We start from the raw sequence: 26,704 nt of genomic DNA, 5'->3' as shown, positions 1-26,704 counted from the left end.
TATCTACGCAGGAGTGATGCAAGAAATGGGAATCAGTTTTCAGCAGGCATTGGGTGTACATCCGCAGGCAGTGAAGTTACGTCTTGAGAGGACCGAGCTACTGACTGCGAATCTGGCAAACGTCGATACACCAAATTTCAAAGCCAAAGATATTGATTTTGCCGCTGAGATGCAACGGGCAAGTCGTACAAATGTTCCGCCCGAGGTTGACGTGAAATACCGTGTGCCGATGCAGCCTTCAGAGGATGGCAATACCGTAGAGCTGAATACCGAGCAGGCCCGGTTTTCACAAAATAGTATGGATTATCAAAGCAGTCTGACCTTTTTGAACCTGCAGCTTAGCGGTATCAAAGAGGCCATCGAAGGAAAATAACCATGTCGTTTACTGATATTTACCAGATTTCCGGCTCGGCGATGACGGCGCAAACCATCCGTCTGAATACCGTCGCCAGCAACATGGCGAATGCGGAATCTCCTGCCAGCAGCGAGGCGCAGGCCTATAAGGCGCGCAGCCCGGTTTTTGCCGCGGTTTACAACAATAGCCTGATAGGTGGGCATAACCGTCACGCCATTGATGGCGCCAGCGTACAGGTGCAGGACGTCATGCAAAGCGGCGGGGCGGTGAAACGTTATGAACCGCACCACCCAATGGCGGACCAGAACGGTTTTGTCTGGTACCCGGACGTCAACGTGGTCGAGCAAATGGCTGACATGATGTCCGCGTCACGTGATTTTGAAACCGACGTTGATGTGCTGAATAACGTCAAAAGTATGCAGCAAAGCTTACTCAAACTGGGAGAAGTGTAATGAATACCCTGGCTCTGTATGCCCAATCTCAGGCGCTGGCTTCTTCTCAGGAGAAGACGACGGCCGTTGCTGAAAATAACGTCGGCGCCACGGCGCAAAGCACTACTGTGGGAGACAGCAGTTCTTCTACGACGTCGTCAACCACGGATACCAGCAGTACGCCGACGACAACGACCTCAACGGAAAGCTCAGGAGTGGATACCTTCCTGACATTGTTTGTCGCGGAAATTGAAAACCAGGACCCGACCGATCCCACCGATCCCACGGCCTATATCGATCAGCTCTCCTCAATGGCGCAGGTCGCCATGATGGAAGAGATGAGCGTCCAGGCCAACACCAACGCCGTACTGATGAGCAACATTCAGGTGATGGCGCTGGGGAATATGGTCGGCGACGACATCATGGTGCAAACCACCTCGCTGGATATCGAAGATAACAGCAAGGAGATCCAGGGGCGCGTCACGCTGGATGACAGCTGTACCGATGTGGATCTGCATTTTACCGATGAAGCCGGTGATGACTACACCGTCTCGCTGATCCCGGAAGGTCAAACCTCCGTTGGACCCGGCCAGGTGGACTTCGATATTAATCCTGCGGATTACGGCATCCCGCCGGGCGATTACAGCGTATCCGTGGTGACCAATACCGGGGAAGAGGAAGTGCCGATTGAGGTAACGGGCAAGGTGGAAGATGTGCGTATTCCGCTCGATGGCAGTACGCCGGTGCTCAACGTTGACGGCGTGGGTGAAGTGCCATTCACCATGATCACCCAGTTTGGCGTACCGGACAGCACTGATGACACCACGCCGCCAGAAACTGACGACGGCAGCGATAACGCCGACAGCAATACAGTGCTCTGATTTAGTTTACATTACAGGAAGAAACAATGAGTTATGAAATTGCAGCGACGGGGCTAAACGCCGTCAACGAACAACTGGACGGCATCAGTAACAACATCGCTAACTCCGGGACGGTCGGTTATAAATCAATGACTACCCAGTTCTCCGCCATGTACGCCGGGACGCAAGCGATGGGCGTAAGCGTGGCAGGTTCCGCACAAAGCATCTCCACCGGCGGTTCAATGGTTTCCACCGGCAATGCGCTGGATTTAGCCATTAACGATGATGGCTTTTTCGTCATGTGCGACAGCGCAGGGAACATCTCCTATACCCGCGCCGGCTCTTTCGTGACGGATAAAAACGGTTATATCGTCAATGCGTCCGGTGATTACCTGCAAGGTTATCCGGTTGATGACAGCGGCACGTTGCAAACCGGTACCGTCACTGATATCCAGATTAAAACCGGCAACATCCCGGCGCAGGCCACCGACAGCATGACCTTCACGGCAAACTTTGACGCCAGTGACGAAACCATCGATCGCGCAACCGTGCCGTTTGATCCTAACAACAGCGACACTTACACCGACAGCTACACCACCACCGTGTATGACTCGCTGGGTAATGAGCACTCGGTTAGCCAGTATTTTACGAAAACCGCAGATAACACCTGGGAAGTGCAGTATACCTTTGATGGTGAGGCGCAGAGCGGCGTTCCCCCGACCACACTGACCTTTGATCAGAATACCGGCAAGCTGACATCGCCAACAACGCCGCAAACCATCACGTTCACGACCGATGAAGCTGCGCCGATTTCAATGACCGTCGATTACTCAGACTGTACGCAGTACGGCTCTGATTTCTCGGTGACGACCAACTCCGCCACCGGTTATGCCTCCGCGACACAAAACGGCGTACAGGTTGATGACGACGGTAAAGTTTACGCCACCTACAGCAACGGTGAACGCATGCTGCAGGGGCAGGTCGTGCTTGCGACCTTCCCGGACGAGAACGGACTGGAAGCGGTAAGCGGCACCGCCTGGGTACAGACCGGCGAATCCGGCACGCCGCTGATTGGCACGCCTGGCTCCGGCTCTTGCGGCACGCTCTCCTCCGGCATGCTTGAAAGCTCCAACGTGGATATTACGAACGAACTGGTCAATCTCATGACCGCCCAGCGTAATTACCAGGCGAACACCAAGGTGATTTCGACCAGTACGCAGTTGGATCAGGCTCTCTTCCAGGCGATGTAAGGCTAAGAAATGGATCGGTTGATTTATACCGCACTGAGCGGCGCCACCCAGACGCTGCTGGAGCAGCAAATTAGCGCCAATAACCTTGCCAACGTCAACACCAATGGTTTTCGCGCGGATATGGCAATGGCGAGCAATGACAAAGTAAAAGGCGGTGGCTTCGATACGCGTTTTATGGCGAAGGAGAGTCCCAGCGGCGTCAATGACAGTACCGGCGTGGCGGAAAAAACCGAACGCCCGCTCGATGTTGCTATTCAGGGATCCGGCTATATCGCCGTGCAGGATAAAGCGGGAAACGAGGTGTACACCCGTAACGGCAACATTCAGCAGGACGATCAGGGGCAACTGACCATCGATGGTAACGTGGTGCTCGGGGATAACGGCCCGATTATTTTACCGCCAAACGCGATTGCCTCTTTCGGCAGCGACGGCACGCTCTCGGTCACCCCTGACGATGGTGATGTCACAGCCACGATGGATATCGATCGCCTGAAGCTGGTGGATATTCCGGTCGCTAACCTGGCGAAAAATAGCGAGGGGATGCTGGTGACGGCGGACGGCGTACCGGCACAGCGCGATGAGAACATCAAAGTGAGCGGCGGCTTTCTGGAAGGCAGTAACGTGTCTGCGGTGAGTGAAATGATGTCATCTATCGCGATGAATCGTCAGTTCGAAGCGCAAATCAAGATGATGAAAACGGCTGAAGATCTCAGCGACTCAGGCAACAGGCTGCTACGCGGCTCCTGAGTCGTAGTCTTTAATCAGGGATAAAGTTTTATGAACGCAGCGTTATGGATCAGTAAAACCGGCCTGTCGGCGCAGGATGCTGAGATGAGTGCGATTGCCAACAACATCGCCAACGTCAATACCACGGGCTTTAAGCGCGACCGCGTGATGTTCCAGGATCTGTTTTATCAGACTCAGGAAGCGCCGGGCGCCATGCTCGATCAAAACAACATCATGCCGACCGGAATGCAGTTCGGTAGCGGTGTTCGTATTGTGGGAACGCAAAAAACCTTCACCGAAGGGAATGTTGAAACCACCGACAATACGATGAACGTGGCCATCATGGGGCAGGGGTTCTGGCAGGTGCAAAAAGCCAATGGGGATATCGCATATACCCGTGACGGCAATATGCAGGTTAACGCCGACGGCGTGCTAACCAACTCCGAAGGCTTACCCCTGCAACCGGAAATCGACGTGCCATCCGGCGCAACTAACGTGGCATTTGGTGAAGACGGCACCGTGACGGCAATCCTGCCCGGCGACAGTGACCCTACCGAACTGGGGCAACTGACGCTGGTGAATTTCGCCAACCCGGCCGGCCTTTCAGCCGAAGGCGACAACCTGTATCTGGAAACGGCGGCCAGCGGTCAACCGACGGAAGGTATTCCGGGGGAAGATGGCCTGGGAACGTTACAGGATAAAGCGCTGGAAGGCTCGAACGTGGACATCGTCAACGAAATGGTGGCGATGATCACCGTACAGCGCGCCTATGAGATGAACGCCAAAATGGTCTCTGCGGCAGACGATATGCTGCAGTTTATTAGTCAGACACTGTAACCCAAGAATGTGAAATGCCGGATGGGACACTCCATCCGGCAGAAATAGGCAGAACGTGAAAAATTATCTCTGGCTGATGGTACTGCTTCCCTTGTTAAGCGGGTGTGAATCGCAGGCCCTACTGGTCAAAAAAAATGACGAATTCTTTGCTCCTCCCAAAACGGAAGCGCCGCCAACGGCGGATGGCCGAGCGGGGGGCGTGTTTGAAACGGGGTATAACTGGTCGCTGACGGCGGACCGCCGCGCCTATCGGGTGGGCGATATCCTGACCGTGATGCTGGAGGAATCTACCCAGTCGAGCAAACAGGCGAAAACCAATTTCGGGAAAAACAATACCGTCGATATCGGCGCGCCGACGCTGTTTGGACATACCAAAGATAACCTTTCCGCTTCCGTGGACGCCAATCGCGATTTCAACGGGACGGCGACCTCGCAGCAGCAAAACAGTTTGCGCGGCGAAATTACGGTGTCGGTACACTCGGTGCAGTCGAACGGCATTCTGGAAATTCGCGGCGAAAAATGGCTCACCCTTAACCAGGGCGATGAGTACATTCGCCTGAGCGGTCTGGTACGTGCCGATGACATTCAGAACGACAACTCCGTCTCATCGCAGCGTATTGCCGATGCACGGATCTCCTACGCGGGTCGTGGCGCATTGAGCGATGCCAATGCGGCGGGCTGGCTGACGCGTCTGTTTAACCATCCTCTCTTCCCGATCTAATGCAGGATTTTGATATGCAACACTTAAGCGGGCGCTGGATGAAGGCGTTAAACGGCATCGTTATCGCCCTGAGCCTGGCGCTGCCTGGCGCGGCGCAGGCGCAATCTCTGGAGTCGCTGGTTAACGTCCAGGGGGTCAGGGAAAACCAACTCGTCGGCTACAGTCTGGTGGTCGGTCTGGACGGAACCGGGGATAAAAACCAGGTCAAATTCACTAACCAGACGATTACCAACATGCTGCGCCAGTTCGGCGTACAGCTGCCGAGCAAAATCGATCCGAAGGTGAAGAACGTTGCGGCGGTGGCGGTCAGCGCGACGCTGCCGCCCATGTACTCGCGTGGGCAGACCATTGACGTCACGGTTTCGTCGATTGGCGATGCCAAAAGCCTGCGCGGCGGTACATTATTGCTCACCCAATTACACGGCGCTGACGGAGAGGTTTACGCCCTTGCGCAAGGGAGCGTGGTGGTCGGCGGGATGAACGCGACCGGCGCCAGCGGCTCCAGCGTCACCGTGAATACCCCCACCGCCGGGCTGATACCGAACGGCGCGTCGGTAGAGCGTGAAATTCCCAGCGATTTCCAGATGGGCGATACCATCACGCTCAACCTGAAACGTCCCTCTTTCAAAGATGCCAATAATATTGCCGGTGCGATTAACGCATCATTTGGCGGCATTGCGACTGCGCAAAGTTCGACCAACGTTATCGTCCGCGCGCCAACCAGCCCCGGTGCACGCGTTGCCTTTATGTCTCAGTTGGATGACGTTCAGGTGCAGGCGGAAAAAGTCCGTGCTCGGGTGGTGTTTAACTCGCGTACCGGTACGGTGGTTATGGGCGATGGTATCGCCCTGCATGCGGCGGCGGTATCGCATGGCAGCCTGACAGTGTCCATCAATGAAAGCAGCAACGTCAGCCAGCCGAACGCTTTTGCCGGTGGCCGTACGGCGGTGACGCCGCAAAGCAATATTTCGGTGAATCATGCCCGCCCGGGAATGATCAGTCTGCCAGAGTCCAGCAGTCTGAAAACGCTGGTCAACGCGCTCAATAGCCTGGGGGCAACGCCGGACGACATTATGTCCATTTTACAGGCCCTGCATGAAGCCGGCGCGCTGGATGCCGATCTGGAGGTGATTTAATGGCCGACATCAAGGTGAATCACAGTGGGGGCATTGACGGCAGCGATGCGTTAATGGGCCCAAAAATCAAAGATAACGATTTGCAGAAAGCGGCCCAGCAGTTTGAAGCCATCTTCTTACGCAACATGCTGAAAGAGATGCGTAAAACCAATGAGATCTTCGACTCAAAAGATAACCCGTTTAACAGCGACTCGGTACGCATGATGCAGGGATTTTATGACGATCAGCTGTGCAACAGTCTTGCCCAACAGCACGGCATTGGCATTGCGGAGATGATCGTCAAACAACTCTCCCCTCATCACAAAGGATAAAGGTTGCGCGGCGGCTTAAGAACTGCGGTTTTTCGCCGCTCTTAATCGGCAAGGTTGTTAATACAGACCGGGTAACTGACCGGCGAGGACGCTTTGATGGATATGATTAACATTGGCTACAGCGGCGCATCGACTGCGCAGGTGGAGCTTAACGTAACGGCGCAAAACACAGCCAACGCCATGACCGACGGTTACACCCGGCAGGTTGCCATCACCAGTACTATTGGCGCGAGTTCCGGTTCGGCGAACAGCGCGGGTAACGGTGTGCAGGTTGACAGTATTCGCCGGGTGTCAAACCAGTATCAGGTTAACCAGGTCTGGTATGCCGCCAGCGATTATGGCTATTACAACACCCAGCAAGAGTATTTAACGCAGTTGGAAACCGTGCTCAGTGATGATAACAGCAGCCTGAGCGGGGGTTTTGATAACTTTTTTGCCGCGCTAAACGAAGCCACCACCAGCCCGGATGATTCCGCCCTGCGTGAACAGGTGATCAGCGAGTCCGGCGCGCTGGCGCTGCGTGTGGATAACACCCTCGATTATATCGACTCGCAAAGCAGTGAGATCGTCAGCCAGGAGCAGGCGATGGTGGCGCAGGTGAACACCCTGACTACCGGTATTGCCAGCTATAACCAGCAAATTGCGGAAGCTGAAGCCAACGGCGATAACGCGTCGGCGCTGTATGACGCCCGCGATCAGATGGTCGAACAACTCAGCGGTATCATGGACGTTCAGGTCAATATCGATGATGAAGGCAACTATAACGTCACGCTGCAAAACGGTCAGCCATTGGTCAGCGGGCAGGAGAGTTCCACCATCGAACTGGATACCAATGCCGACGGCACGCAAAGCATGTCGCTGACGTTTGCCGGAACCACATCTTCTATGAACACCGATACCGGCGGCTCGCTGGGCGCGTTGTTTGATTATCAGAATGAAATACTGACGCCGCTGACGGGAACGATTAACAGCATGGCCGAGCAGTTTGCCGATGCGGTGAACACGCAACTGGCGCAGGGCTACGATCTGAACGGAAATCCCGGTGAACCGCTGTTTATTTATGATGAAAACTCATCAGATGGCCCGCTGGAGGTAAATCCCGATATCACCGCCGATGAGCTGGCGTTTTCCAGTTCGCCGGACGAAAGCGGTAACAGTGATAACCTGCAGGCGCTGATCAACATCTCTACCGAACCGCTGGAGATCGAAGGCCTCGGCAGCGTAACCGTAGGCGAAGCTTGTTCATCGATCATCAGCAATATTGGTATCTACAGCCAGCAAAACCAGACGGAAGCCGAAGCCGCAGCGAACGTGTACTCCGAGGCACAGAACCAGCAGAGCAGCGTGAGCGGTGTGAGCATGGATGAAGAAGCGGTCAACCTCATTACCTATCAGCAGATTTATGAGGCCAACCTCAAAGTCATCTCCACCGGCGCAGATATTTTCGACTCTGTGCTGGAAATGTGTAGCTAACCGGAAGGGGAATGAAAAATGCGAGTAACTGCACAGCAGTCTTATGTGTCCATGACGCAGAGTTTTAACGACCTTTCCAGCGATCTTTCTCACGTCGTCACGCAGATGGCGACGGGGAAAAGCATTCTGCTACCGTCAGATGATCCTATCGCTGCGACTCGAATCACCCAGCTTAACCGCCAGCAATCGGCTCTCGACCAGTACCAAACGAATATTGATTCCGCGACGGCGGGGATGAGCCAGCAGGAATCTATTCTCGATGGCGTCAATAACGATCTGTTGGCGATTCGCGACGATCTGTTGGAAGCCGCGAACGGCACCAATACCGCCGAGTCATTATCCAGCCTGGGGCAAGATATTCAGTCGATGACCGAAGCGATGGTGTCGGCGCTCAATTACCAGGATGAAGACGGGCACTATGTGTTTGGCGGCACGGTGAACGATCGGCCGCCGATTGTCGCGGTGGATGAGGACGGCGACGGCGTGACTGATAGCTATACCTACCAGGGGAATAACGATCATCGCCAGACCACGGTTTCCAATGGTGTCGAGGTGGATACCAATGTGGCGGTCAGCGACTTCTTCGGCGATAGCCTGGATGTGCTGAACACCTTAACGTCATTATCGAAAGAGTTGCAGGATCCGTCGGTTGACCCTGCCGATCCGCAGGTACAAAGCGATATTCAGAATGCCATTAATACGGTAGACGTGGCTTCTGACGGGCTGAATGCCTCCATCGCCACCATTGGTGAAACGCAGAATACAATGACCATGCTGAGCGGTGCTCAGACGGATATCTCAACGTCCAACGATCAGCTTATCAGTCAGTTAAGCGATCTGGATTATGGCCCGGCCTCCATTACCTTTACCGGACTGGAAATGGCGATGGAAGCCACCTTAAAAACCTACTCTAAAGTGAGTGAGTTGAACCTTTTCAGTGTGATTTAACAGCGAGCAGTAGCTCAGGAATAGTATGCAGGTCGGTTTAAATACAACGTCACTCTCCGGTAGCGGAGCGCTTAATCCTTCTGTGCAGCAGCATACCGTTGCGCAGAATGCCCCTGTCCGTCAAAAGTTACCCGCAACGGCGAGTGATTACCCGGCCTCACCGCTTATTACCACCCGGCCTCAGCGCTACAGCGTGCAGCTTAACGATCAGCTCACCACGCTGCAGCAGGCCGATCACTATCTGGGACAACTGGAACAGCATTTGCTGGATTATCGCCATGCCTCGCGCCGTGGCGGGCAGACGCAGCAGCAAAAGGGCGCCGAGCTTACCCAGTGGCTGGACAAGAGAACGGCGTTATCCGGCGGCGCGGTGGACAGGCAACTGCGTCCGGTTTTGCAGGGCGAGGCGCGAGTGACCTTTCACGCGCCTGAACTGGCGCAGATGCTGCAAAAAGATGCCATAAGCTCACGCATGTTTAGTGTTTCTGACGGGCGGCAAACGCAGCACTCTGCGGTGGTGGTTGGTGAGGATATGGAGCCAGGCCAGTACAAAATGATGATGAACAACGCGCTGCGTCGCGTCGGCGTGCAGGTGCACGATCGGCAGGGCGCGTTAACGTTCTCCACCACGGAAAAGCAGTGGACGCAGATCCAACAGACCCTCAGCGTACGCGATGTCGGTGCCAAGTCGTCAGCATTTACCCCACTGAAAACATTTGCCGATCCCTCTCGTTCAGAGGAGCTTCAACAGCATATAGCGCAGGGCGGCGCCCGAACTCAGGACGGGTTACAGCAGGCGTTGGATATTATTGGCGATCAGCGTGCGCAAATGGCTGCCCAGCAGGAGAAGGCCCGGCAACTAATTGACGGTATGGCGCGTTTCCCGCAGGCGGAAAGCGCGGTGAAAGCCTCTGAATCTTTGGGGGGAGTATTGGATCATGCTAATCACAATTATCAGGTATTAGCACAGGCGGTAAATGGACAAGCCCGACTTTCCAGCCAGACTGTCCGTAGTTTATTAAGTTAATTTTGCTGGCATGCGTTTGTTGAGAAGCTAAATGCAGTGGGGTCTGTGATTAACAGACCTCCAACATCCCGTGTAAAAAGCAAATTCTGCTGTGGGTTTAAATGAAGCCACCACGTATGCAGGTTATGTTCAGTGACAAACACCCCGAAATTCGCCAGAAGAGAATCGTTTTGATCGGTTTTGGTGGTGCTAAAGTGAAACTCACCCTGTTTGGATGAGCCTGCATAATGATTAATACACGATGCGATCTTAAACGTGGATGGCATTTTGTTATTTTGCTCCAGCGGGACGAGAGTGATGGTAGTGTTTTTATTCAGTGGGCTGGTGATAAGTTCATAATGTACATTTTTGCCGGTAGTAAGATCGTAATTGGCAATAACCGTATTTTCAATATGGGCATGCGCCATGACAGTGAAAAATAGCGTTAAAACAGACAGACCAGGGAAAAAGAAATTATTTGCATTTTGGCATTTCATTTAACATTTTCTCCACTTCTTTAATTAAAATACCATTCATTTCGTTATCTTTATTTAGCCAGTGATCGAAACTCAGCGCTAACTGCCATTTGTCATTGCATTGATTGCTAAGCACAATATCAAGGGCGAGTTTGTTCAGTGAGACCCGATAATACAAGGTCATCGAGGCATTATGGCTTACCAACAGTGGGTTGAGTTGCTCTATACCAGGAAGAATATGCGGTGAAACAAGCGATGACGATTTCTTATTTTCACCGGGATCGTAAAGATGAAATACGGTAACACGGTTGGCATTTTCCAGCGTCTCTTTAACCAGTTGCGGAGCTTCTTCCATTTTAGTGACTGACGGTGCTTTAAAATAAGAGATTAAAATAAACAACGACAGCGCGATAACGATAACGGGTAAGGTAATCAGTACGGCTCGGTAAGGATGCCGCCTGATGGTTGTTTTTCTCTGGTTTCTTGTCAGTAGTTGACTGTTAAGTAAGGTTATTTCTTCATGGGCGGTTGATGGAGACGTTTCATCAAGCGCAAGGGGCTCAACAACCTCGATACGCTTCTCAGCTTCATCAATAGTACAGTTATCCACCACAGGTTCATTATAGTCAATAGTTTCAATCAGGTACTTTTTATTAAATAAATACCCTTTTTTGGGAATGGTTTTAATAATTTCCTGCTGCTTGCCGTCATCATCGATAGCAACACGCAGGGCATGAACGGCTGTCGGTAGGCTATTTCCGCCGACGATGCGATTCTTCCACACTGCGCTCATTAAATACGACCGAGATAAAACGACATCGGCATTTTTAGCTAATGTCTCTAACAGAATAAAATGGTATTCGCCCAGGCGACGTATCTCGCCTGTTTCACAATGGATTAACGCATTAAGCGAGGAATCCATCCGCCAGTTGTTGACTACGATACTCATCGATTTGTATACCTGTGCAAGATTTTATATCCCTGGTGTCACACCGTTAAAAATCAGTGCATTAAAATTCTGGAGAAATTGAAATGTCTTTCTGGCTGTAAAGCTGCAGCCGAATCGCTATTGAGTGTTTTTTATGCTGTCCAAAAATGGACTCGAAATGTAACGAAAGTGCTTGCGACTCACAATATAAAAATACAGGCTATTTGCAACTAAATGTAAAATAAACCTTGGACAGGGTAACTTAAAGCATTTTCAGCTAAGTATAATCTTATTTTTATCATGAAGTTAACCCTTCAGGTGCGTAATCAATCAACTCATGATGAGATATTTCTAATAATCTTTTAATTAAACCTTGGGTGAGTTCTTTCTTAGGTGAGGCCTTTTTTGGAACTAAAGCACGGAAAGCTAAAATAGGAGTGAGCTCTTGGTAATGAAGTTGTGGGGCTCATAAAAATTTTTTTTGTAGCGCTTTAAGTTTTCCGAACGGGTGGTCGTTTTTACAGAGTATCGAAACGAAAACGATTATTCCCAAGGAGCAGTACCATGTTATCGATTAATACTAATACCGCATCAATGTCTGCTGTAAATGCTATCAACAAAAGCAGCGCATCACTGTCTACTTCTATGGAACGTCTGGCAACAGGTAACCGTATTAACTCATCTGCAGATGACGCTGCGGGCAAACAGATTGCCAGCCGTCTGACCGCGCAGTCCAGCGGCATGGGCGTTGCGCTGAGCAACATCAACGATGCCACTGCCATGCTGCAGACTGCAGACAGCATGTTTGATGAAATGACCGACGTACTGGGCCGTATGAAAGACCTGTCCACTCAGGCAGCGAACGGAACCTACAACGACGAAGATCTGCAGGCGATGCAGGACGAATACGATGAACTGGGTCAGCAGATGTCCGATATGCTGCAGAACACCACTTACGGCGGCACCAATCTGTTCGGTGTTTCCGGTACCAGCAACACCGGTAAAGATGGTCTGTTCCAGAGCGGTGTAACTTTCCAGGTTGGTGCTGAATCTTCCGACACCATGACCGTTAACATCTCCAGCCAACTGGACGCTCTTGTTGGCGCGCTGGACCAGGTTAGTGCTTCTTTCAAAGGCGACCAGGCAGATAAGACCGGTAGCGCAGGTATCTCTGGCGGCTCCGAACTGACCACTTCTGGCTCTGCAAACGCGATGATTGGAACTATCCAGACTGCAATGGATGACGTGTCTAAGATCCAGTCCAAACTGGGTGCATCCATCAACCGTCTGAACGATACCGCGGCTAACCTGACCAGCATGCAGGACAACACGGAAGTGGCGATCGGTAACATTATGGATACCGACTACGCGACGGAAGCGTCCAACATGACCCAGCAACAGGTGCTGATGCAAACGGGTATCACCATGCTGAAGCAGTCCAACAGCATGTCCAGCATGGTTTCCAGCCTGCTGCAGTAATTCCTGACGTAATGTCATTCACAACACCGCCACCCGGCGGTGTTGTGCTTTCAGCGACCAGGCTTTTACCTGGAAACCTTCCTGAGGAAGGGAAAATCCATTTCCGCCACTAATTTAACTTACTGAATATAAATAATAAAAAATATTGGCATGCGTTTTGCTAACACATAAATAATGTTGCACGGAGTCACTGATTATGAGCTATACGAGTCCGATCCAAAAATTAGCACAAGAATTTGCCTACGCAGACATCGCCACCCAGGCGGCAAATCTGCAAAACGAGCAGAACCAACTCACTGCAGAGAGCAACGGCCTGGACTCGTTAAGTTCGGCGCTCACCAACTTTCAGTCAGCAATTGATGCGCTTAACAGTGATACTGACGGCCCGCTGACGTTTTCTGCCACCTCGAATAATGAGGCGAATACGGTGTCAGCAAACTCGCAGGCGCAGGCGGGGACCTATTCATTTTATGTCTCAAAACTGGCAGAGGCGCAACAGACGACCTTCAGCATGAGCGATGACACGTTTAGCGCATCCGGCACATTTGAGCTAACGATGGATGACGGCACGACCATGGATATCGATCTCGCGGCTGCCGATGAAGATGGCGACAGCTTTATTGATGCCAGCGAACTGGTTGATGCGATCAATGACTCGGACGACAACCCTGGTGTGTCGGCGGCACTGGTCAAAACCGATGGGACAACCACCATCATGCTGACGTCCGATACCACGGGAGCGCAAAGCGCATTCTCAGTAAGCGTAACGGGAAACACCTCTTTCTCTGATCAGATTACAGCCAGCAAAAATAACGTCACGGATGCGCAGGACGCAGAAATTCATCTTGGAAGTCAAACGGGTCCCACAATCACCAGTAGTACCAACACTTTTGACGATGTAATCCCCGGCGTAACCATGACCTTCACGGAGGCCAGCGATCCTGCTGATCCTAATGATTTGACCACTTTTACCATTGCTGAAGACTCCAGTGGTTCTCAGGAAAAAGTGCAGACCTTCGTGGATGCCTATAACACGCTGATCGACACCATTGATTCACTGACCAGCTATGGCGATGACGACACCGCTGCCGGGGTCTTTGCTGGTGATGCCGGGATGAATTCGCTGGCAAATCAGATGGATGACATCGCTCACGCTTCATACGGCGGCGTATCGATTGTGGATTACGGCATCACGCTGGATTCCGACGGTCACTTACAAATTGACTCCACCCAGTTCAGCGAAGAAATGGAAGAGAACCCGGACGGGTTGACCTCAATCTTTGTCGGCGATGACAGCATGGTCGCGCAAATGGACGACCTGATGGACAGCTATCTGGATTCCAGCAACGGCATCATTGCCATGCGCCAGGAGAACATTGATGACCAGCAGGACAAGATTTCAGATGAAAGCGATCAGCTGACTGAAACCTATAACACTAACTACGAGCGCTATGTGGAAGAGTACACCAATACGCTGGTTGAAACGTACACCATGAAAGTGAGTATGGCCGCTTTTATGTAATCGGCTGATTTAAAAGAAGGATTGAGAATCAACATGTACGACACGCAGGATGGTTATTCACAATACAAAGAGATGGATCTTGCTGCGCGTACGGCAGCAGCATCGCCTTTAGAACTGGTGCTGGTGCTGTTTTCCGGTTTGATGGACGAACTGGAACGCGCGAAAAGCCACATTGAGAACAAACGCTACGAGCGTAAAGCGCAAAGCATCAATAAATGCATCGATATTCTCAACGCCTTAACCAGCTCGCTGGAGTTTGAAACCGGCGGTGAGCTGGTAGTGAATCTCTCCCGGCTTTATGACCACTGCGTCTACCGCCTGTATGAAGCCAGCGGCGAATTGTCGTTAGAAAAAATTGATGAAGTGATCCTCATCCTGACGAATCTGCGCACAGGCTGGGAAGGTCTGTCGGCAAAACTTGGATAAGGCGATGGAAAGAGAGCGTCAGCAACAGCAACTTTATGCCCTGGTGGCGGCGATGAACGAAGCCCTGGATCAAAAACGGTGGCGTCGATTACCGGGTCTGCATCAGCAGGTGATGCGTGACTTTCATGCCTATGCTGCCTGGGAAACTGACGCCGAGGCGCTACGGGAAGTGAAGAGCAGACTGCTGATCGCGTTTGAGGCATTAATTGAGCGGCGAACGCAGCGTGCGGAAGAACTCAAAGCGTGCATGGAGAAACATCAGCAAAACCAGGAAGGAATGTTGGCGTATTCAATGGTTAATTTAATTTCGGAGAAGGCATGAATCCTGTATTACTGGCCTCGGTCAGTGCGTCGACAGAGGCCACACCGGAAAAGGCGACTATTTCGGCGTCGGCGGCCCCTGCAAGCAGCGGCACATTTTCTTTACCCCTGTCGGGGCTTAATGCCGCGGCTGAGCGGCTGATTGGCGCAAAACTGAGTCATCAGCAGACATCGACGGCTGCACATAAACAAGACGATGCGAATCCGGCAGCCATGCAGGCATTGCTGGCTATGCTACTGGCGCAACCAACTCAGGCAGCTCCGGCCGATTTACAAAAGCAGCCTGATGGCGACATGTTGAAAATGCTGGCGCAGGTACAAACCACCGATTCGGGGTCATCACTGCTGCGCCAACTGGCGAGCGCCATGGCCCAGCCGGAAAACACGTCCACGCCATCGGCTGAGCAGCACACAACTGACTTATCGTCACTGCCGCCGAAGCTGCAAACGTTATTGGCGTCACTCAGCGAGGATTTGCCGTCAGCAACGCCGGATCAGCAGGCTAAGCTGGCGACGTTTTCCGCTCAGGATCTGCGTGCGATTGCGCCGGAGCCTGCGTCACTCTCGACCACCCAACAAATTTCTGCTCGGGTGAAAGCAACCCAGAACACCGGTCCTCGCCCGGTGGTTGAGAGAAAAACCGCTGGCGTGACGGTTAACCCAGCGCCCTCTACGCAAAGTTTGCTCAATACCGCGGCGCAGGGAAATCAGCCGGTGAATCCGCTGACTGACCATAACATCGTGTCGACGCAAGCGTCCTCGCCAGTGGTGATGTCAACGGAGGAACTTGGGGAAAAACTCACTGCGCTGCTCAAAGACAGAATTCAGTTCCAGATTGGTCAGCAACAGCAGGTGTCGACCATTCGTCTTGATCCTCCTTCGCTGGGCAAACTTGAAATTGCCGTGCAACTGGATGCAGGCAAGCTGATGGTTCACATCGGCGCAAATCAGAGCGATGTCTGCCGCTCATTGCAACAATTTAGCGACAACCTACGCCAGCACCTGACGGCGCAGAACTTCATGGAAGTCAATGTTCAGGTCTCTTCCGAGGGACAATCGCAGCAGCAAAAACAGCAGTCAGGTCATCAACAGGATGAGGTGACGTCGGCGTTAACGCTTAACGACGAACCTCAATTTCAACAAAACGAATCCATTCTGATCAAAGTGTAAGAGCAAGATGAAGAAAATTGTTATCGCGTGTGTGATCAGCTCCGTCGTCGCTTTGGCTATTGCAGGGGGCGCCGGATGGGGCATTTATCATTCTATGAATAAAGGAACCACGGCTGCAGCAGCGACTCCCGCTCACGAAGCGGAAGACAGCCAGGATGAATCCAGCAGTATTTTTGTCTCCCTGCCAGAAACGGTGGTTACGCTGCATGATGATGAAGGGGGCGATCGCTATATGGTCGCTGAGCTGGTAATGGTCGTTGATTCAGAGAAAGACGCTGAAAAAATTAAGAAGGACGAACCGCTTTATCAAAGTATTACCGTAGATGAGCTCTCGAATATGAAATATGAAGATATTCGGGCGCTGAAGATCTCCGATATCAGAAAGAAAGTATTTGAGAATCTGAAAGTCGAATTAGCGAAACGCAAAATGGCGACACCTTATAAGGACATATTGGTGAAAAAAGTCGTGTTCCAATAAGCGACAATCCAGGAAATAACATGATACAGGATGCTTACGAGTCAGAAGACTTTAATGCGACGCCCGTGCTCACGCCAAAGCAAGAGAGTCATTATTTACAGGCTTATCTTCCTTTGGTGCGCAAAGTGGTGCGTCAACTTGCGCCGCAATGTACCTGCGTTATGGACAGGCAGGATATGGAACAAACGGCGCTGATGGGATTGCTGAACGCGATTCGCCGCTACGGTCAGCCAGACGAAGGTTTTGCCGGTTATGCCGTCCACCGCATACGCGGCGCAATTCTGGATGAGCTGCGCAGCCTCGACTGGCGGCCTCGCCAGCTACGGCAAAAATACCATCAGATTAAAGATTTGATTCGTGATGCGCGCACACAGCTTGGGCATGAGCCTTCATGGGAGGAGTTGTCCCGGCTGGGATTATCGTCTGAGGATTATCAGGAATATCAACAGTTGGAAGGCGCCGAAACGCTGGCCAGTCTGGATGAATTACTGAATGGCGATATGCCGATTGCACCGCTCGAAGGGCGGGGGCTTGAAGAGCAATTCGTTACCCAGGAAATGTTGAGTTATGCCCTGAGCCAACTCAGCGAAAAAGAGGGCCTCGTGCTCTCAATGTATTACCAACACGATATGAATTTAAAAGAGATCGCGCTGGTATTAGGGCTGACCGAAGCCCGAATTTGTCAAATGAATAAAAAAATCACGCACAAGATTCGTGATTGTTTATATCCAGACTAACAATTCCGAATCAACATGCGGAGGACGTAATGCAAAAGATTTTTGGTTTATTAGTGGTTTTGGGCTGCGTATTTGGCGGCTATTTTGAGGCTGGTGGCCAGTTAATTGCTATTTGGCAGCCTGCAGAAATTATTATCATCGTCGGTGCCGGTCTGGGGGCGATGATTATTGGTAACCCGGTACATGTGCTGAAAGAGATCGCTCATCAGATCAAAGGGGTGATCAGTAAAAAGAAAATGGGACCGGAGTTTCAGCGTCAGCTACTGATGTGCCTGTATGAGCTGCTGGAAATGGTGCAGAACGGTGGTCTGCGTATGCTGGATCAGCATATCGAACAGCCGGAAGAAAGTACCATTTTCCAGAAATACCCGCTGGTGCTGACTCAGAAGCGACTGGTGACATTTATCGCCGATAACTTCCGTCTGATGGCGATGGGTAAAATCGATGCCCATGAACTGGAAGGGATCCTCGATCAGGAGCTGGATACCGCCGAAGAGTCTTTGTTAACCCCTTCGCGCTCCTTGCAGCGTACCGCCGAGGCGATGCCTGGATTCGGCATTTGTGCTGCGGTATTGGGGATTATTATCACCATGCAGTCTATCGATGGCTCCATTGCGCTTATCGGTTTGAAAGTGGCGGCGGCGTTGGTGGGGACATTCTTAGGGGTATTCATCTGTTATTGCCTGATGGACCCGCTGGCAAATGCCATGGAACAGCAGGCGCGGGCAGAGCATTCGCTGCTCGAATGCGTACGTACCGTGCTGGTGGCGCAAGCGGGCGGTAAACCGACGCTACTGGCGGTCGATGCTGGCCGTAAACTTCTCCATCTGGCCTCTAAACCCACTTTCGCCAATCTGGATGCGTGGGTTAATGCGATGCTGGAGCAGGAATAAGCATGAGGAAGGGGCCAAATCGTCGCGATCGCGGCGCGAAAACCACCATTATCCGTCGACAAATTAAAAAAAACCATGCAGGTCATCATGGCGGGGCGTGGAAGGTCGCCTTTGCTGACTTTACGCTGGCGATGATGGCGCTGTTTATGACGCTGTGGATTGTAAACAGCGTCAGTAAAGCTGACCGCGAAAATATCGTGGCGGCGCTGCATGGCCAGTCGATCTTTAACGGTGGCGGTATGGCGCCGTTGAACAAGCTGGGCAAGCAGCCGATAGCGCCAGGCGCGCAGAAGAAAAACGTCACGCGCAACAAGCTTGATAAAACCGTGAATCCACAGGAGACGGCGAGGATCACGGAAGAGAACGCTAAAAAAGCGTTGGACGTGAACGAGAAAACGGCGTTACTGAAACAAAAATCAGCCCAGGAGCTAGGCGAGCTGGCGACCGACATTAACGTCATTGCCCGCAATGCGCATATGGAGACCAACCTGGAAATGGAGATTGTTCCTCAGGGGTTGCGCGTACTGATTAAAGATGATCAGAACCGTAATATGTTCGAACGCGGTAGCGCCAAAATTATGCCGTTCTTTAAATCGCTGCTGGTTGAGCTGGCCCCTGTGTTTGACTCGCTGGACAACAAGATCATCATTACCGGGCATACGGACGCGATGAGCTATAAGAGTAACATTTACAACAACTGGAACCTGTCAGGCGACCGCGCATTGTCGGCTCGTCGTGTGCTGGAAGATGCCGGAATGCCGCAGGATAAAGTTATGCAGGTCAGCGCGATGGCCGACCAAATGCTGCTGGATGCGAAAAATCCGGAAAGCGCCGGCAACCGTCGCATTGAGATTATGGTATTGACGCAAAGCGCTTCCGATACGCTGTATCAATATTTTGGTCAGCATGGCGAGAAGGTGGTACAGCCGCTGGTTGATAAGCTCGACAAACAAAAGCAGGTGACTTCTTTACGCCAACATTCTGCTCCCGTCACGCATTAATTCGGTTCCCCGTCCCCCACGCAACGTGGGGGCAAATTATCCCGCAGGGAGGCAATGTGATAGATGTAACCCATATTATTCCATTGGATATTCATACTGATAACATCACGGATGTGGCCTGTCAGGGCGCGCATTTCGACAAGGTTTCAGGGATTTGGTACACCGAACCCCATGAGTTAAACGGGGCGCTTCGTGACTATGTCTACAACACCGACAGTTTTAACATCGTCGCGCCGTACTATCTGGTGATTACCTCGAAGATGCATTGCTGGAACTGCCACCAGCTCACCCATATTCACGGAGTGATGTTTACCCGCTTTATCAGAAAAGATCAGGATGGCAAAGGCTGGCAATCTATTCGACGGAATACCTTTCTGTTCCACATTAATTCTCTGCCTGAAGAGATAAAAAAGAACATCAAAGCCAGCAATTACTATCTGGATAAAAGTAAAACTACCGGGCTACGTTACTGGATGAATCATTGTGAAATTTGTGGAGAGCGTCTGGGCGACTACGAGCTTTTCTGCGTGGAAAATGACGCCTTTCGCCTGATGACGATCGAAAAATTGTTGCGGGCAAAGATTCGCAAAGTGAATAAACTTTTTGTCAGTACGGCGGGTAATCCCGCAGAGCATAAGGCCACGGACATCGTGCGTTACCTGTGCGATGCGCGCTTCGTTATGAATGGTCCAGCGTAAGGCATAATCATACTTCTCACACCATAAAAATACTGTATACTTAAACAGTGCTGTGGGGAGGCGAGTGATGCGCAAAATCATACATGTTGATATGGACTGTTTTTTCGCGGCGGTGGAAATGCGTGATAATCCAGCCCTACGCGACATTCCCATCGCTATCGGCGGCAGTCGTGAACGCCGGGGGGTTATCAGCACTGCCAATTACCCGGCGCGTAAATTTGGCGTGCGTAGCGCAATGCCGACCGGAATGGCGTTAAAACTGTGTCCGCATCTCACGTTATTGCCTGGTCGATACGAGGCTTATAAAGAAGCCTCCCGCCAGATTCAGGCGATCTTCTCCCGTTATACCTCACTGATTGAACCTCTTTCGCTGGACGAAGCCTATCTGGATGTAACCGACAGCGCTCACTGTCACGGTTCCGCCACGCTGATAGCGCAGGAGATCCGCCAGACGATTTTCAACGAGCTACAGTTAACCGCCTCCGCCGGAATTGCGCCGGTCAAGTTTCTGGCAAAAATAGCCTCCGATCTCAATAAGCCCAATGGGCAATATGTCATTACCCCCGCCGATGTTCCTGAATTTCTCAGAACGCTGCCGTTAGGGAAAATACCCGGCGTTGGCAAAGTTTCTGCCGCTAAGCTGGAAGCGATGGGGTTGCGTACCTGCGAGGATGTTCAAAAATACGACCTGGCCATGTTGCTCAAACGTTTTGGTAAGTTTGGTCGCGTGTTGTGGGAACGCAGCCAGGGCATTGATGAGCGCGACGTCAACAATGACAGACTGCGCAAATCAGTCGGCGTCGAGCGTACGCTGGCAGAAGATATTCATGAATGGGCTGAATGTGAGGAGATCATTGAGCGGCTTTATTCTGAACTGGAACGACGTCTGGCAAAGGTAAAACCGGATCTGTTGATCGCCCGGCAGGGAGTAAAACTCAAGTTTAATGATTTTCAGCAAACCACGCAGGAGCACGTCTGGCCGCGCTTAAGTAAAGATGACTTAATTGCGACGGCGCGCAAAACCTGGGATGAACGTCGGGGAGGGCGGGGCGTGAGGCTGGTGGGATTACACGTTACGCTGCTGGATCCACAGCTGGAAAGACAGCTACTACTGGGAATTTGACTCTGATGTATTGCCGGATGGCGGCATAAACGTCTTATCCGGCCTACAAATCAGCATGTAGGCCGGATAAGCGCAGCGCCATCCGGCATTTAGTACAGAGACTTACTTCGCCGGAATCGACTTCAGCAGTTCAGTGAGAAGCGTCCAGTAGTGGCCGACGCTTTCAATATGAACCTGCTCATCCGGGGAGTGCGGACCGGTGATGGTTGGCCCGATGGAAACCATGTCCATCTCCGGATACGGTTTCTTGAACAGACCACATTCCAGACCGGCGTGGATAATCTGGATGTTCGGCGTTTTGTTGAACAGACGCTGATAGGTTTCGCGAACCAGGTGCATTACCGGAGAGTTAGCATCCGGCTGCCAGCCAGGATAGGCGCCTTTGGCTTCTGTTTTGGCACCAGCGAGCTTGCCCAGTGAATCCAGCATGCTTACCACGTAGTCTTTACCGCTGTCGATCAGCGAGCGAACCAGGCAGTGGATCTGTACATTATCGTCAGTCATGGTTACGACACCGACGTTCAGGGAGGTTTCCACCACGCCTTTCGCCACGTCGGAATTGCGGATCACGCCGTTCGGGGTGGCATTCAGCAGACGAACAAAGCTATCGCGAGACTGCGCGGTCAGCGCGGCTTTATCGTTGGCAACGGCATCCAGAAGCAGAGCCAGATTCTTCTCTTTGGCTTCCAGTTCGTTTTTCAGGATCTCCTGGTAAGTGTTAACCAGCGCTTTTAACGCATCAACCTTATCAGCCGCCACGGCGAGGGTCGCAAAGGCTTCACGCGGAATCGCGTTGCGCAGCGTACCGCCATTGAAATCAATCAGACGCAGATCCAGCTCTTCAGCGTGGCCCGCCAGGAAGCGTACTAACAGCTTATTCGCGTTACCGAGGCCTACGTGGATTTCGCCACCGGAGTGACCGCCTTTCAGACCTTTTAAGGTCAGTTTAAAGCTCTGGAAACCAGCCGGAACCGCTTCACGGGACAGCGGCAGATTTGAGGTAAAGTCGATACCCCCTGCGCAACCCATGTAGATCTCACCTTCTTCTTCAGAGTCGGTGTTGATCAGGATATCTGCTTGCAGCCAGTTTGCCTGCAGACCGAACGCGCCATCCATACCTGCTTCTTCGGTCATGGTCAGCAACACTTCCAGCGGACCGTGTACCACGTTGTCATCCGCCAGTACGGCCAGCGCGGACGCCATACCGATGCCGTTATCCGCACCCAGCGTGGTGCCACGAGCTTTCACCCATTCGCCATCAATATAAGGCTGGATAGGATCTTTGGTGAAGTCGTGCACGGTGTCGTTGTTTTTCTGCGGGACCATATCCAGGTGCGCCTGCAGAACAACCGGTTTGCGGTTTTCCATGCCAGCAGTGGCAGGTTTGCGAATCAGGATGTTACCGACCTGGTCGCGCTCGACGTGAAAACCTTTCTCCTGGGCCCAGCTCAGAATGTGTTCAGCGAGTTGCTCTTCATGGTAGGACGGATGAGGAATAGAACAGATTTTGGCAAAAATATCCCACAGCGGTTGCGGGGATAATTGAGACAGTTCAGACACGTTGAGTCTCCTTGGCGATGTCCTACAAAACTTGCTTGCAGGGCACGGGGTTAGCTGAATAAAAAACACCACAAGTCAGGCTTGCGCGATGCGATTGAGAATACCACTTTCTCCGCTGACGGCTAGCATAAAGCATGCAAAAAGAGGCGTGGATTCCGCGAAACACTGGTTTTTAGTGCGTCAGATCTCTATAATCTCGCGCAACCTGGTTCACCCTCAATTTATTAATTAGCCGTAGATAAACAGGCTGGGACACTTCACATGAGCGAAAAATACGTCGTCACCTGGGACATGTTGCAGATCCATGCACGTAAACTGGCAAGCCGCCTGATGCCTTCTGAACAATGGAAAGGCATTATTGCCGTTAGCCGTGGTGGTCTGGTGCCGGGCGCATTGCTGGCGCGTGAATTAGGTATTCGTCATGTCGATACCGTATGCATCTCCAGCTACGATCACGACAACCAGCGCGAGCTGAAAGTGCTTAAGCGTGCTGAAGGCGACGGTGAAGGTTTTATCGTCATCGATGACCTGGTTGACACCGGCGGCACCGCAGTTGCGATCCGCGAAATGTATCCTAAAGCGCATTTCGTCACTATTTTCGCAAAACCGGCAGGTCGTCCGCTGGTAAATGATTATGTTGTTGATATCCCTCAGGATACCTGGATTGAGCAGCCGTGGGATATGGGCGTAGTATTTGTCCCGCCGATCTCTGGTCGTTAATCAACACCGTTTTCAACGCCTGGCTATGCCGGGCGTTGTTCTTTATTAATCCCCATCAGGTTACACTATGCCTTAATGAGTATTCATGGAGGCTGCAAGAATGTCACAAGCTAACCTCAGCGAAGTCCTGTTCAAACCCCGCTTCAAACACCCTGAAACGTCTACGCTGGTTCGTCGTTTTAATCACGGCGCGCAGCCGTCCGTACAATCTGCCCTGGATGGCAAAACAATTCCGCACTGGTATCGCATGGTGAATCGCCTGATGTGGATCTGGCGCGGCATCGATCCGCGTGAAATCCTCGAAGTGCAGGCGCGTATCGTGATGAGCGAAGCCGAACGCACGGATAAAGAGCTCTACGACACGGTCATTGGCTATCGTGGCGGGAACTGGATCTATGAGTGGGCAAAGCAGGCGATGGTATGGCAACAGAAAGCGTCTATGGAGGAGGATCCGCAGGTGAGCGGGCGCCACTGGCTGCATGCCTCCACGCTGTACAACATTGCCGCTTATCCGCACCTGAAAGGCGATGAGCTGGCAGAGCAGGCGCAGGCTCTGGCCAATCGCGCCTATGAAGAAGCCGCTCAACGGCTGCCGGGCACGCTGCGTGAAATGGAATTTGCGGTTGCTGGCGGCGCGCCGATAACCGGCTTCCTGCATATGCCAAAAGGCGAAGGTCCGTTCCCGACGGTACTGATGTGCGGCGGTCTCGATTCCATGCAAACGGACTACTACACCCTGTATGAGCGCTACTTTGCTCCGCGTGGTATTGCCATGTTGACGCTGGATATGCCGTCGGTCGGGTTCTCGTCAAAATGGAAACTCACTCAGGATTCCAGCCTGCTGCATCAGCATGTATTAAAGGCGCTGCCGAATGTTCCGTGGGTGGATCACACCCGCGTGGCGGCCTTCGGTTTCCGCTTTGGCGCTAACGTGGCGGTACGGCTGGCGTATCTGGAATCATCACGGCTGAAGGCGGTGGCCTGTCTGGGGCCGGTCGTACATGCGCTGTTGAGCGATCCGCAGCGTCAGGCAAGCGTCCCGGAAATGTATCTTGACGTTCTGGCCAGCCGCCTGGGGATGCATGACGCTTCCGATGAAGCGCTGCGCGTTGAGCTTAATCGCTATTCATTAAAAGTGCAGGGATTGCTCGGTCGACGCTGCCCGACGCCAATGCTGTCGGGGTTCTGGAAAAACGACCCGTTTAGCCCGGAAGAGGAGTCGCGTTTAATCACGTCGTCATCTTCTGACGGTAAGCTGCTGGAGATTCCATTCAACCCGGTGTATCGCAATTTTGACAAAGGGCTGCAAGAAATAACCGGATGGATCAATCAGAGATTGTGTTAAAAGTTTGCTAAATTTTATCGATTTGGTAAAACAGATGCTTCACCTAAGGAGATCGTAATGACGTTACCGAGTGGGCATCCGAAAAGTAGATTGATCAAGAAATTCACCGCGCTTGGCCCGTACATCCGGGAAGGGCAGTGCGAAGACAATCGCTTTTTTTTCGATTGTTTGGCTGTTTGCGTCAACGTGAAACCCGCCCCTGAGAAACGTGAGTTCTGGGGCTGGTGGATGGAGCTTGAGGCGCAGGAAAAACGCTTTACCTACAGCTATCAGTTTGGTTTGTTTGATAAAGATGGCAACTGGACGGCGGTGCCGGTGAAAGAGACTGAAGTAATAGAGCGACTGGAATACACCTTACGTGAGTTTCATGAAAAATTACGTGGGTTGTTAACATCGCTGAATCTGGCGCTGGAGCCTGCTGACGATTTTAAGGATGAGCCGGTTAAATTAACCGCATAATGAACAGTAAAATGCCGGATGGCGGCGCAACCCCATCCGGCATTTTTTTATACTAAATCAGAACTGATAAACCATACCGACGGCAACGATATCATCATCGTTGATACCCAGTTTATTGTCGCTATCCAGCTGGTTGATTTTATAATCGACAAACGCGGACATATTTTTGTTGAAATAATACGTTGCGCCAACGTCGATATAATTCACCAAATCTTCATTGCCGACGCCTTCAATATCTTTACCTTTTGACAGCACATAACCCAGTGACGGACGCAGACCAAAGTCAAATTGGTACTGAACAACCGCTTCGAAGTTCTGCGTTTTATTGGCGAAGCCGCCGGAAATCGGCGTCATATTGCGCGTTTCAGAATAGAACGTCGCAATATAGATATCATTAGCATCATATTTTAAACCCGTTGCCCAGGCTTCTGCTTTATCGCCCGTACCGCGAGTCTGCAGATTCTGCTGATTGGTACGATCGGAGTTGGTATAAGCGCCGCTGACGGCGAAATCGCTACCGCCAAAGTCATAAGTAACGGACGTACCAAAACCATCGCCGTTCTGTTTTTTCACATCGCGGTCCTGGTTTTTACCCTGATATTGCAGGGTCAGATCCAGTCCATCTACGACGCCGAAGAAGTCGGTGTTACGGTAAGTCGCCAGGCCGCTGGCGCGTTTGGTCATAAAGTTATCGGTCTGCGCAGATGAATCGCCGCCGAACTCCGGGAACATATCGGTCCATGCTTCTACATCGTACAGTGCGCCCAGGTTACGACCATAATCAAACGAGCCAAGATTTTTTAATTTCAGACCGGCAAAGGCCAGACGTGTTTTTTGCTGGTTGGAATCACTTTCAGCTTTATTGCCAGCGAACTCTGCTTCCCAGCGACCGTAACCCGTCAGTTCATCATTAATTTGCGTTTCGCCCTTAAAACCTAAACGGATGTAGCTTTGGTCGCCGTCCTTGCTGTCATAATCCGTCATGTAATGCATGGCTTTCACTTTGCCATACAGATCCAGTTTATTACCGTTCTTGTTATACACTTCAGCTGCCTGTACGGATGCCGACGCCACAATCCCCATCACCACTAATGCCAGAGTGCTCTTTTTCATTTTCATTCCTGATTAAAAGTACGCGCTAATATTCACTGGGTGTGATCCCCGTTAAAAGACAGGAAGGTTTTTAACGTCTGGCAATGAACGTTTTATGACAAAGTAAGAATATTTTTAAAAAAAAGTGTTTTTATGTTTCTGTAATAAATGCGTCAAAATCTGCCGCTACGCTTGCTGATCCTGCGCAATAAAATTACATGC

30 protein-coding genes are annotated in these 26,704 nt (G+C 51.8%); 26 read left to right on the top strand and 4 right to left on the bottom strand.

What is annotated here, in order from left to right:
* Positions 1-25 precede the first annotated feature (25 nt).
* The 12 genes from ACVXHP_RS17410 to ACVXHP_RS17355 all read left to right on the top strand — a co-directional run bounded on the left by ACVXHP_RS17410 (position 26) and on the right by ACVXHP_RS17355 (position 10,075).
* Positions 26-373, top strand: a complete 348-nt coding sequence (locus ACVXHP_RS17410; RefSeq protein WP_137360640.1) for a flagellar basal body protein — start codon at positions 26-28, stop codon at positions 371-373.
* 2 nt (positions 374-375) lie between these two features.
* Positions 376-807, top strand: coding sequence for a flagellar basal body rod protein FlgC (gene flgC, locus ACVXHP_RS17405; RefSeq protein ID WP_006685942.1), 432 nt, complete (start codon positions 376-378; stop codon positions 805-807).
* Positions 807-1,667, top strand: coding sequence for a flagellar hook capping FlgD N-terminal domain-containing protein (locus ACVXHP_RS17400; protein ID WP_447571903.1), 861 nt, complete (start codon positions 807-809; stop codon positions 1,665-1,667). The genes flgC and ACVXHP_RS17400 overlap by 1 nt, the downstream gene beginning before the upstream one ends.
* A gap of 26 nt (positions 1,668-1,693) precedes the next feature.
* Positions 1,694-2,896 carry a flagellar hook protein FlgE gene (flgE, locus tag ACVXHP_RS17395; RefSeq protein WP_200008019.1) on the top strand — a complete coding sequence of 401 codons (1,203 nt, stop codon included), beginning with the start codon at positions 1,694-1,696 and terminating at the stop codon, positions 2,894-2,896.
* Positions 2,897-2,905: 9 nt separating this feature from the next.
* The gene (locus ACVXHP_RS17390; protein ID WP_042310418.1) at positions 2,906-3,643 is read left to right on the top strand and encodes a flagellar basal body rod protein FlgF; all 738 of its coding nucleotides are present in this window, start codon (positions 2,906-2,908) and stop codon (positions 3,641-3,643) included.
* A gap of 30 nt (positions 3,644-3,673) precedes the next feature.
* A complete protein-coding gene (gene flgG / locus ACVXHP_RS17385) occupies positions 3,674-4,459 on the top strand; it encodes a flagellar basal-body rod protein FlgG (RefSeq protein WP_199965971.1) in 786 nt (261 codons plus the stop codon).
* A gap of 55 nt (positions 4,460-4,514) precedes the next feature.
* The gene (gene flgH / locus ACVXHP_RS17380; RefSeq protein ID WP_038643004.1) at positions 4,515-5,180 is read left to right on the top strand and encodes a flagellar basal body L-ring protein FlgH; all 666 of its coding nucleotides are present in this window, start codon (positions 4,515-4,517) and stop codon (positions 5,178-5,180) included.
* A gap of 14 nt (positions 5,181-5,194) precedes the next feature.
* Positions 5,195-6,316 (top strand): flagellar basal body P-ring protein FlgI, encoded by a 1,122-nt coding sequence (locus tag ACVXHP_RS17375; protein WP_304696688.1) that lies wholly within the window; start codon positions 5,195-5,197, stop codon positions 6,314-6,316.
* An 8-nt stretch (positions 6,317-6,324) separates the two neighbouring features.
* Positions 6,325-6,627: a rod-binding protein gene (locus tag ACVXHP_RS17370; RefSeq protein WP_094301070.1), complete on the top strand. Its 303-nt coding sequence runs from the start codon at positions 6,325-6,327 to the stop codon at positions 6,625-6,627.
* Positions 6,628-6,723: 96 nt separating this feature from the next.
* The gene (gene flgK / locus ACVXHP_RS17365; protein ID WP_447571902.1) at positions 6,724-8,100 is read left to right on the top strand and encodes a flagellar hook-associated protein FlgK; all 1,377 of its coding nucleotides are present in this window, start codon (positions 6,724-6,726) and stop codon (positions 8,098-8,100) included.
* A gap of 18 nt (positions 8,101-8,118) precedes the next feature.
* Positions 8,119-9,048 (top strand): flagellar hook-associated protein FlgL, encoded by a 930-nt coding sequence (flgL, locus tag ACVXHP_RS17360; protein WP_316128471.1) that lies wholly within the window; start codon positions 8,119-8,121, stop codon positions 9,046-9,048.
* A 25-nt stretch (positions 9,049-9,073) separates the two neighbouring features.
* Complete coding sequence (locus ACVXHP_RS17355; protein WP_447571901.1) at positions 9,074-10,075, top strand: flagellar hook-associated protein; 1,002 nt, start codon at positions 9,074-9,076, stop codon at positions 10,073-10,075.
* On the opposite strand, the gene ACVXHP_RS17350 is transcribed toward ACVXHP_RS17355, so the two are convergent.
* Together ACVXHP_RS17350 and ACVXHP_RS17345 are read right to left on the bottom strand one after the other, a co-directional pair.
* Positions 10,072-10,551, bottom strand: coding sequence for a hypothetical protein (locus ACVXHP_RS17350; RefSeq protein ID WP_447571900.1), 480 nt, complete (start codon positions 10,549-10,551; stop codon positions 10,072-10,074). The two genes, ACVXHP_RS17355 and ACVXHP_RS17350, sit on opposite strands and share 4 nt — an antisense overlap.
* Positions 10,529-11,479 (bottom strand): winged helix-turn-helix domain-containing protein, encoded by a 951-nt coding sequence (locus ACVXHP_RS17345; protein ID WP_447571899.1) that lies wholly within the window; start codon positions 11,477-11,479, stop codon positions 10,529-10,531. The genes ACVXHP_RS17350 and ACVXHP_RS17345 overlap by 23 nt, the downstream gene beginning before the upstream one ends.
* Positions 11,480-12,022: 543 nt before the next feature.
* Between ACVXHP_RS17345 and lafA the strand changes: the two genes are divergently transcribed.
* The 11 genes from lafA to dinB all read left to right on the top strand — a co-directional run bounded on the left by lafA (position 12,023) and on the right by dinB (position 21,306).
* Positions 12,023-12,937: a lateral flagellin LafA gene (lafA, locus tag ACVXHP_RS17340; RefSeq protein WP_316128467.1), complete on the top strand. Its 915-nt coding sequence runs from the start codon at positions 12,023-12,025 to the stop codon at positions 12,935-12,937.
* A gap of 196 nt (positions 12,938-13,133) precedes the next feature.
* Positions 13,134-14,459 (top strand): flagellar filament capping protein FliD, encoded by a 1,326-nt coding sequence (gene fliD, locus ACVXHP_RS17335; protein ID WP_316128466.1) that lies wholly within the window; start codon positions 13,134-13,136, stop codon positions 14,457-14,459.
* 33 nt (positions 14,460-14,492) lie between these two features.
* Entirely contained in the window at positions 14,493-14,885 is a 393-nt protein-coding gene (gene fliS, locus ACVXHP_RS17330) for a flagellar export chaperone FliS (protein WP_003843794.1), read from the top strand.
* 4 nt (positions 14,886-14,889) lie between these two features.
* On the top strand, positions 14,890-15,207 hold the full coding sequence (locus ACVXHP_RS17325) for a flagellar protein FliT (RefSeq protein WP_447571898.1): 318 nt from the start codon (positions 14,890-14,892) through the stop codon (positions 15,205-15,207).
* Positions 15,204-16,376, top strand: coding sequence for a flagellar hook-length control protein FliK (locus tag ACVXHP_RS17320; protein WP_447571897.1), 1,173 nt, complete (start codon positions 15,204-15,206; stop codon positions 16,374-16,376). Before ACVXHP_RS17325 ends, ACVXHP_RS17320 begins: the two co-directional genes overlap by 4 nt.
* 7 nt (positions 16,377-16,383) lie before the next feature.
* On the top strand, positions 16,384-16,854 hold the full coding sequence (locus tag ACVXHP_RS17315) for a flagellar basal body-associated FliL family protein (RefSeq protein WP_200007999.1): 471 nt from the start codon (positions 16,384-16,386) through the stop codon (positions 16,852-16,854).
* A 20-nt stretch (positions 16,855-16,874) separates the two neighbouring features.
* Positions 16,875-17,591, top strand: a complete 717-nt coding sequence (locus ACVXHP_RS17310; protein ID WP_006685924.1) for a FliA/WhiG family RNA polymerase sigma factor — start codon at positions 16,875-16,877, stop codon at positions 17,589-17,591.
* Positions 17,592-17,620: 29 nt separating this feature from the next.
* Positions 17,621-18,484 carry a flagellar motor stator protein MotA gene (motA, locus tag ACVXHP_RS17305; RefSeq protein WP_006685923.1) on the top strand — a complete coding sequence of 288 codons (864 nt, stop codon included), beginning with the start codon at positions 17,621-17,623 and terminating at the stop codon, positions 18,482-18,484.
* A gap of 2 nt (positions 18,485-18,486) precedes the next feature.
* Entirely contained in the window at positions 18,487-19,485 is a 999-nt protein-coding gene (lafU, locus tag ACVXHP_RS17300; RefSeq protein ID WP_200007997.1) for a putative lateral flagellar export/assembly protein LafU, read from the top strand.
* A gap of 56 nt (positions 19,486-19,541) precedes the next feature.
* Positions 19,542-20,183, top strand: coding sequence for a DNA primase (locus ACVXHP_RS17295; protein ID WP_316128462.1), 642 nt, complete (start codon positions 19,542-19,544; stop codon positions 20,181-20,183).
* A 67-nt stretch (positions 20,184-20,250) separates the two neighbouring features.
* Positions 20,251-21,306 (top strand): DNA polymerase IV, encoded by a 1,056-nt coding sequence (gene dinB, locus ACVXHP_RS17290; RefSeq protein ID WP_447571896.1) that lies wholly within the window; start codon positions 20,251-20,253, stop codon positions 21,304-21,306.
* A gap of 102 nt (positions 21,307-21,408) precedes the next feature.
* Here dinB and pepD read toward each other — a convergent pair whose 3' ends face one another.
* Positions 21,409-22,866: a cytosol nonspecific dipeptidase gene (gene pepD / locus ACVXHP_RS17285; RefSeq protein ID WP_304696706.1), complete on the bottom strand. Its 1,458-nt coding sequence runs from the start codon at positions 22,864-22,866 to the stop codon at positions 21,409-21,411.
* 261 nt (positions 22,867-23,127) lie between these two features.
* On the opposite strand from pepD, the gene gpt reads away from it, so the two are divergent.
* From gpt to crl, 3 genes are all read left to right on the top strand, one after another.
* Positions 23,128-23,586: a xanthine phosphoribosyltransferase gene (gene gpt / locus ACVXHP_RS17280; protein ID WP_003031380.1), complete on the top strand. Its 459-nt coding sequence runs from the start codon at positions 23,128-23,130 to the stop codon at positions 23,584-23,586.
* 100 nt (positions 23,587-23,686) lie between these two features.
* Positions 23,687-24,931 carry an esterase FrsA gene (gene frsA / locus ACVXHP_RS17275; RefSeq protein WP_200007991.1) on the top strand — a complete coding sequence of 415 codons (1,245 nt, stop codon included), beginning with the start codon at positions 23,687-23,689 and terminating at the stop codon, positions 24,929-24,931.
* A 57-nt stretch (positions 24,932-24,988) separates the two neighbouring features.
* Positions 24,989-25,390: a sigma factor-binding protein Crl gene (gene crl, locus ACVXHP_RS17270; protein ID WP_447571895.1), complete on the top strand. Its 402-nt coding sequence runs from the start codon at positions 24,989-24,991 to the stop codon at positions 25,388-25,390.
* 57 nt (positions 25,391-25,447) lie between these two features.
* Here crl and phoE read toward each other — a convergent pair whose 3' ends face one another.
* Positions 25,448-26,503 carry a phosphoporin PhoE gene (phoE, locus tag ACVXHP_RS17265; RefSeq protein WP_042310379.1) on the bottom strand — a complete coding sequence of 352 codons (1,056 nt, stop codon included), beginning with the start codon at positions 26,501-26,503 and terminating at the stop codon, positions 25,448-25,450.
* Between the last annotated feature and the right edge of the window lie 201 nt (positions 26,504-26,704).

The organism is Citrobacter freundii complex sp. 2025EL-00176 (assembly GCF_053309355.1).
Note: the sequence above shows the minus strand (reverse complement) of the source record. Positions and strands in the feature narration are given on the sequence as shown.